Origin of the sequence: Neochlamydia sp. TUME1, assembly GCF_000813645.1 — a bacterium.
Lineage (GTDB): Bacteria > Chlamydiota > Chlamydiia > Chlamydiales > Parachlamydiaceae > Neochlamydia.
Map to the genome: position 1 here is coordinate 1 of NZ_JRXI01000155.1, position 7,032 is coordinate 7,032.

The window sequence follows — 7,032 nt, forward strand, 5'->3', positions numbered from 1 at the left end:
GGAATTTTAAGAATGCCTTCCAATACCATCAAGTCCATAGAAAAAGAGTTTTCTATATCATTAATAAAGTAAAGGCTGCCATCTAGGCAGTGGATTAAGGCTTGATTATTTCGGCAGAGGATGAAATTGATCGGTGCACAGGTGTTTTTATGGTAGCTTAATCCTGTGCGGACATCCACAATTTTAAATTGCGTTTGATGAGGATTGACTAAAAATAAATGGTTTTGAGCCCAGTATGCATTTTCAAAGTTTCCAAGGTAACAGAGAGAAGCTTGGGGAAAAGCCTCATTAACTTTCCAACGATAGAGCTGCCCTTCTTGCGTCACTTGAATAATATGGCCTTCTTGATAATGAATCAGGCGGGAACTTTCCTCTTTCACATTATCATACACTAACTGACAACTTTTTTCGCCCAAGTGATAAATTTGTGCTGTACCTGCTGTAGCCTTAATAAAGGCAAATTGTTTTTCTCTTTTAAGTGCAAGAATTTTTCCTGAGAAATAAGGTAATTTGTAGATAGTCTCTTTACATTCATTTTTCGAATACTCGCCTTTCGTTAGCCTCATCGTTTGCGACATCTGCACTCTTTTCTTACAGATTTTTCGCCAGTTTTTTCCTGGAGAAGAAGAGTGGCTAAGGTTTTTCCAGCGTCGTTGGCAAATAGGCCGCCATAAAGAAGGATCTTGGGCCATTCGTTGCCAATGTTTGTTAACAAGGGCTGCAATCGGTAAATCTTTTTCATCTAGAAAACTAAGAATCTTTAATTGCACTTCTTCAGGTATTCTTATATGAGGAATTAAAGAAAGTGGGGTCATGCTATTCACCATAAATTCAAATTAATCTTATTTATTGTAAAATAATAATAATCCATTAATTAGTAACCAATGAAAAATTTTAAAACTCAACTAATACGCTTTTAAAAATGCTAAATTGCTTTCCTAATCCTCTGAAAAAAATCTCTCTCCTTGAGAAAGATATTTTTCATAAAGTAAGCAATCATATAAAGAGCAGCTCAAAACCCTATAATTGATGCCCAATCCCCTGCTTTTTGAGGAAAAATCATTTATACCCTGTGACGCTTACAACTACACCTTATTTGTTTATATCTTAAAGCCTTAAATTATAAGCTATTCAGCAGGTTTTTTATAAAATCCTATGCTTAATAAAAACATGTTATTAAGGAGAAGGCCAGTTTTTAAGAGGCTACCCCCTTCTTTGACTATGCAGGCGTATTTTCTTTAAATTGGACTATTTGTTATAGTCCCACACATTTTAAATTAAGGTCGGCAAAAAGTAAAATAAAAGCAAAAAATAATTAAGTTTCAAGATTTAGAATAGTTTAATACTAGTTTAAAATAGGGCTTTAAGAAGGCAGCCGCAAAGGCTTTCGATTATTCAACAGTAACCGATTTAGCTAGATTACGAGGCTGATCAATATCTGTTCCTCTTTCTCGTGCAATATAATAAGCTAGTAATTGATTAACTACAGTAACCGGAATGCTCGCTAGTTCATCCAGCGTAGGGGGTATGCGTATAATATCATCCGCTACTCCTTTCAAGTTATCTTCCCCTTCTTCAGCAATAGCTATGATAGGGCCTTTACGCGCCTTCACTTCCATCAAATTGCTCAATAGCTTACCGTAGGTAGTTTTATTAGGACAAAGAGCTACGGTAGGACAATGGCCATTAATTAAAGCAATAGGTCCATGCTTTATTTCTCCTGCGGGATAACCATTGGCATTAATGTAGGAAATTTCTTTCAGCTTAAGAGCTCCTTCTAAAGCTGTAGGATACATATAGCGCCGCCCTAGAAAGAAAAAGTTTTCATACTGGGCATATTTTTTAGCTACGTTTTCTATATAATAAGCATTATCCAATACTAACTGAATTTGCTCGGGTAAAACCCGCAAAGCTTTTAAAAACTCTTGCCCCTCACTCTTGCCTAAGTGTCGCATTCTAGCCATCCTTAAGGTCAATAAAGCAAGAACAACTAATTGGCTTGTGAAGGCTTTAGTTGAACATACACCAATTTCAGGACCACACTTTAAAAAAAGAGTTGCATCTGCCTCTCGCGCCAATGTGGAACCTACGACATTACAGAGTGCAATTACTTTTCCACCTTTAGCTTTAATCTCTCTGACGGCTGCTATAGTATCTGCTGTTTCTCCAGATTGGCTGATGGCAATTACTAAAGTATGCGGAAGAATAATAGGATTTTTATAACGAAATTCAGACGAAATTTCTACTTCGACAGGTATACGTGCTTTTTCTTCGATCATGTAAGAAGCCACGTAGCCTGCATTCCAGGAGGTCCCACAGCCCAAAATTAAAATACGCTGGGCTGCTAAAAGCTCTGTCAGATCCAGCTCTAACTCCTCAAAAATTGCTGTGCCATATTCCTCGGAAAAACGTCCTTCCAGGGCGTTGAAGATAGCTTGAGGCTGCTCGTTAATTTCCTTAAGGGTATAATGTTCAAAATGGCCTTTATGGGCATCACTAGCTGTTACAGGTAAGCATTCAATCTTTTTTTCAATCTCATCCCCTGCAGAATTGTATATCCTTACCTCTTTATGGCTAACCACAGCGATTTCAGAGTTAGTTAGATAAACCACCTTCTGAGTAAAATTTAAAAAAGCATTCGAGTCTGAAGAAATAAAAACTTCATTGTTGCCTATACCCATCACTAAAGGGCATTCTTGAGCGATAGCAATGATTTGATCAGGATGATCTTTATGAATAACTGCAAGAGCAAAAGCTCCTTTTAGCAAATGTGAAGCTTGTTGAACAGCTTGTAGAAAATTCCCTTGGTAAAAGCTACCAATTAGATGGGCCACGACTTCGGTATCTGTATCAGAAACAAAGCTGATCCCCTTTTTAACCAAATCTTGTTTTAAGCTCTCATGATTTTCAATAATTCCATTGTGCACGACAGCCAAGGAATGTGGCGTATCAAAATGAGGATGAGCATTAATCTTGCTAGGCACTCCATGCGTAGCCCAGCGTGTTTGCGCAATGGCAGCATCGGCTAAACAAAAATCACAAGCTTGCAGCTCTTTCTCCAAAGCCGATATTTTGCCTAGCTCTTTGCAATACGCAATTTGTCCTTCTTTGATGCCAGCCACGCCCGCGGAGTCATAGCCACGATATTCAATTTTCTTTAGCCCCGCTAAAGCTATTTCAAGCGAGTTTCTAAAGCCTATATAAGCAAATATTCCGCACATAAATCATTCCTTTGAAGTCGGTTAAGAAGATCCTATTTCTTCTTTAACGCTGTTGCTGATCGTAAGCGCCATTTGCTGCACTTGTTTTAACTTAGGACCTTCTACCATTACTCGGCAAATATTTTCCGTGCCTGAATAGCGTACTAACACGCGACCTGCATCGCCCAGCATTTTTTCCACATTAGCGATAGCTTCTTGCACATTTTTAAGTTCATTTAAAGGGGGTTTGGACTGAATACTTACATTGATGCAAGACTGAGGGTAACGTTGTACGATTAAAGCTAAATCTGACAGCTTAGAATCGGTCTCTATCATAATACGCAAAACTTGTAGGGCACAAACTAGCCCATCACCGGTAGTATTATGGTCCAAGAAAATCATATGTCCACTTTGCTCACCACCTAGATTAGCCTCATGCTTTAACATATCTTGAAGGACATAACGATCTCCCACTTGCGAACAAATCACTTCTATCTGTTCAGCTCTCATAGCCTTAACAAAGCCAAAATTTGACATCACAGTCGCTATTACTTTGTTATTCTTGAGAAGACCTTGTTTTTTTAAGTCCCGTGCACAAATTGCCAATATAGTATCTCCATCTACAATCTGCGCATTTTCATCCACCATAATCACGCGATCTGCATCCCCGTCTAAGGCTATCCCTACATCTGCCCGGTGATCGATCACAGCTTTTTGCACAGTCTCAGGATGTAAAGAGCCACAAGCATCATTGATATTTAGACCATTCGGGCTATTACCATACACAAATACTTGGGCATCAAGCTCCCTAAATACTAAAGGTGCCACTTTATAACCTGCCCCATTAGCACAATCTAAAGCGATCTTTAAATTTTTAAGAGATAAACGACGAGGAAAAGTGGCTTTTACAAACTCTATATATCGTCCATCCGCATCATTAATTTTGCTATTTTTTCCTATATCAAACTCAAGAGGGAGGCTATCTTCAAAGCTATTCGTAGTGATCAACTCTTCCATTTCAGCTTCCCAAGCGTCAGGTAATTTAAAGCCTTCGGAAGAGAAAAACTTAATTCCATTATCATAATAAGCATTATGAGAAGCTGAAATAACAATACCAGCATCTGCACGGTAAGCTCTTGTAATAAAAGCTACCCCTGGAGTAGGGAGAGGCCCTACCATCAAAGTATCTACTCCCATGGAGCATAAACCAGCTATTAAAGCATTTTCAAACATATAACAAGATAGACGTGTATCTTTGCCAATGACTACCCTATGTTTACCATTGTGACGTCGAAAAATCTTACCTGCCGCTCGGCCCAAAGCTAAGGCAATCTCTACTGTCATAGGAGTATAATTTGCACGTCCCCGCACACCGTCTGTTCCAAAGACTTTTGTCCTTTTCTTTGTCATCAACCTCTCCCTAAAACTATAAATTAATCAAAAATCTAGACGGCAATCAAGAAAAATGATAGGTGAGTATATACAATTTTCCATTTATCCTACACTTTCTTTATGATAAAACTCATGGAGAAAAAAACTGATTTTGAAAATGGGCAGTAAAGAAGCTGGTTTATTTTAGAGTTTTATTAAACTAAGGGTTTGAAGTTGACTTTTGCGCATGGCTTGCTTAAAATATCATCTCATTGATTGAATAAGTTTTTTATAAAAGCTTTTTTATTGCCTTAAGACCTTGCATAAAAGAGCGTGGCAAAAGAAATAAACTTGACAACCTCATTATCTATAAACAGTTGATTAAGGAGAGCTAAAGTCTTTGCAAGCTAAAATTTTTCATGCGACAGACCATGAGATCGAGCATCACTTGATTGATAAAGATGCCCTTTATGTAATCAACCGATTGAAAGAAGCTGGCTTTAAAGCTTATTTAGTAGGTGGGGGTGTCCGTGACCTTCTTATCAAGAAAACTCCGAAAGATTTTGATATCTCTACCTCGGCCAAGCCCGAACAAATTAAGCAACTTTTCGGTAGAAGCTGTCTTTTAATTGGCCGCCGTTTTCGATTGGCGCATGTACGATTTGGGCCTAAAATCTTAGAGGTAGCCACTTTTCGCTCAGGAGAAAATGATAGTGATCTAATCATTCAAGATAACGTATGGGGCACACCCGAAGAAGATGTCTTGCGCCGCGACTTTACTATTAACGGCTTGTTTTATGATCCTACTAATCATAGCGTGATTGATTATGTGGGTGGATGGGAAGATATTCATCAAAGAATTTTAAGAACGATAGGTGAGCCTTCTACCCGTTTCAAGCAGGACCCTGTGCGCATGATCCGCTTATTGAAATTTCAAGCGCGCTACAACTTTACCGTCGTTCCCGAAGTACAAACAGCCCTACTTGAATGCAAAAAGGAGTTAATTAAAAGTTCACCTGCAAGGATTTTGGAAGAAATATTTCGCATGCTAGAATCAGGTTATTCCTCGTCTTTTTTTCACCTGATGTCCCAAGCTGGTCTATTAGAGCTTATTTTTCCCTGCCTGGCTCATTTTATTCAAAGCCATCAAGGAAACGAGATTTACCGCTACCTAACAACTGCTGACCAAATCAATCTTTATAGCAAAAGGACTCTAGATCGTTCTCTCCTAACCAGCAATATGCTTTTCCCTATCTTAGAGCAAGAAATTAAAACCCAATACCTTGACAAAGGACGTCACCCTCATATGGGTGAGATCACGATGCTTACATCCTCTCTCATTAAGGGATTTGTCACCTCCTCGTTTTCTCATTTTCCTCGCCGCCATAGCGCCGTGATGAATTTTATCCTGTCCACGCAATACCGTCTCACTCCTTTTTCTGGCAAGCGGCATTTACGGACAAAATTAGTTCACAATAAAGAATTTGAAGCCTCTCTTATTTTTCTAAAAATTCGTGCAAGCATACAGCCCCACCTGCAAGAAGCGTACATATATTGGCGAGACCAATACAAAAATGCAGGCCGCTCTTCTCAGGTTAATCGTTATTCGCATCCTCCAAAAAAGAGGCGATACGGCCGCCCTCCTCAACCTCAAAAAAAAGATGTCAAAGCTTAAGAAAATGAGGAATAGAATCCATGAAGCGCAAAGAGGTTATAGCTTCTCCTACAACTTTACCCATCTATATGCAAGGAGAGCCTCTTGCTGCCGGTCCTTTACCCGCTTTTTTTTATTTTGCTCTTTCAGCGGAAGAGAGTCTTTATCAAGAGCCTTACAATCAACCTATACTTTTTCTAGAAAAATTTCCTATACGCTGCTATTCGTTTACGCTTCCTTTTCATGGTCAGGGGTATGATTCTAATCAGGCGCTAGCCCTATGGGTGCAGGAATTTGCAACTCATCCGCATTCTTTTTCTCATTTCCTACAAAGCTGTATAAAAAATATAGAGTATCTTATTCAACAAGGTTTCGTAGATGAAGAAAGGATAGCTGTAGGGGGGCTCTCGCGTGGAGCATTTATAGCTACCCATCTAGCTGCCCGAGAACCGCGCCTCAAATATGTCCTAGGTTTTGCTCCTATGACTAAACTTTCATCTTTAGAAAAAACAAACAACTTAGAAAAAGAATGGGACTTACATGGTCTTATCTATCAGCTAGTGAATAAACAATTTCGCTTTTATATAGGCAACCGTGACAACCGAGTTGGCACCTACGCCTGCTTTGATTTTATCCACCAGCTAGCTGAGGCCGCTTACCAGCAAGGGCACCGCTCTCCTGCTATAGAACTAATCATTTCTGCTTCTATAGGTTACAAAGGCCATGGAACTTTACCTCCTATCTTTAAAGAGGGAGCCGAGTGGGTTAAAGATAAATTAATTTAGCAAAAATTTTAGGTAACAGTTC

5 protein-coding genes are annotated in these 7,032 nt (G+C 39.1%); 2 read left to right on the plus strand and 3 right to left on the minus strand.

Translation table 11 applies throughout. The features are described from left to right. The 3 genes from DB41_RS07575 to glmM all read right to left on the minus strand — a co-directional run. Positions 1-815 (minus strand): F-box protein (locus tag DB41_RS07575; RefSeq protein WP_162180933.1); only part of this gene is annotated, 815 nt, incomplete at its 3' end. Between the two features lie 576 nt (positions 816-1,391). Next, a complete protein-coding gene (gene glmS, locus DB41_RS07580) occupies positions 1,392-3,221 on the minus strand; it encodes a glutamine--fructose-6-phosphate transaminase (isomerizing) (protein WP_039386073.1) in 1,830 nt (609 codons plus the stop codon). 21 nt (positions 3,222-3,242) lie between these two features. Then, positions 3,243-4,610, minus strand: coding sequence for a phosphoglucosamine mutase (glmM, locus tag DB41_RS07585; RefSeq protein ID WP_039386074.1), 1,368 nt, complete (start codon positions 4,608-4,610; stop codon positions 3,243-3,245). A 361-nt stretch (positions 4,611-4,971) separates the two neighbouring features. On the opposite strand from glmM, the gene pcnB reads away from it, so the two are divergent. Together pcnB and DB41_RS07595 are read left to right on the plus strand one after the other, a co-directional pair. Beyond that, entirely contained in the window at positions 4,972-6,246 is a 1,275-nt protein-coding gene (pcnB, locus tag DB41_RS07590; protein ID WP_044881749.1) for a polynucleotide adenylyltransferase PcnB, read from the plus strand. Between the two features lie 20 nt (positions 6,247-6,266). Then, entirely contained in the window at positions 6,267-7,010 is a 744-nt protein-coding gene (locus DB41_RS07595; protein WP_052244004.1) for a prolyl oligopeptidase family serine peptidase, read from the plus strand. Positions 7,011-7,032 lie beyond the last annotated feature (22 nt).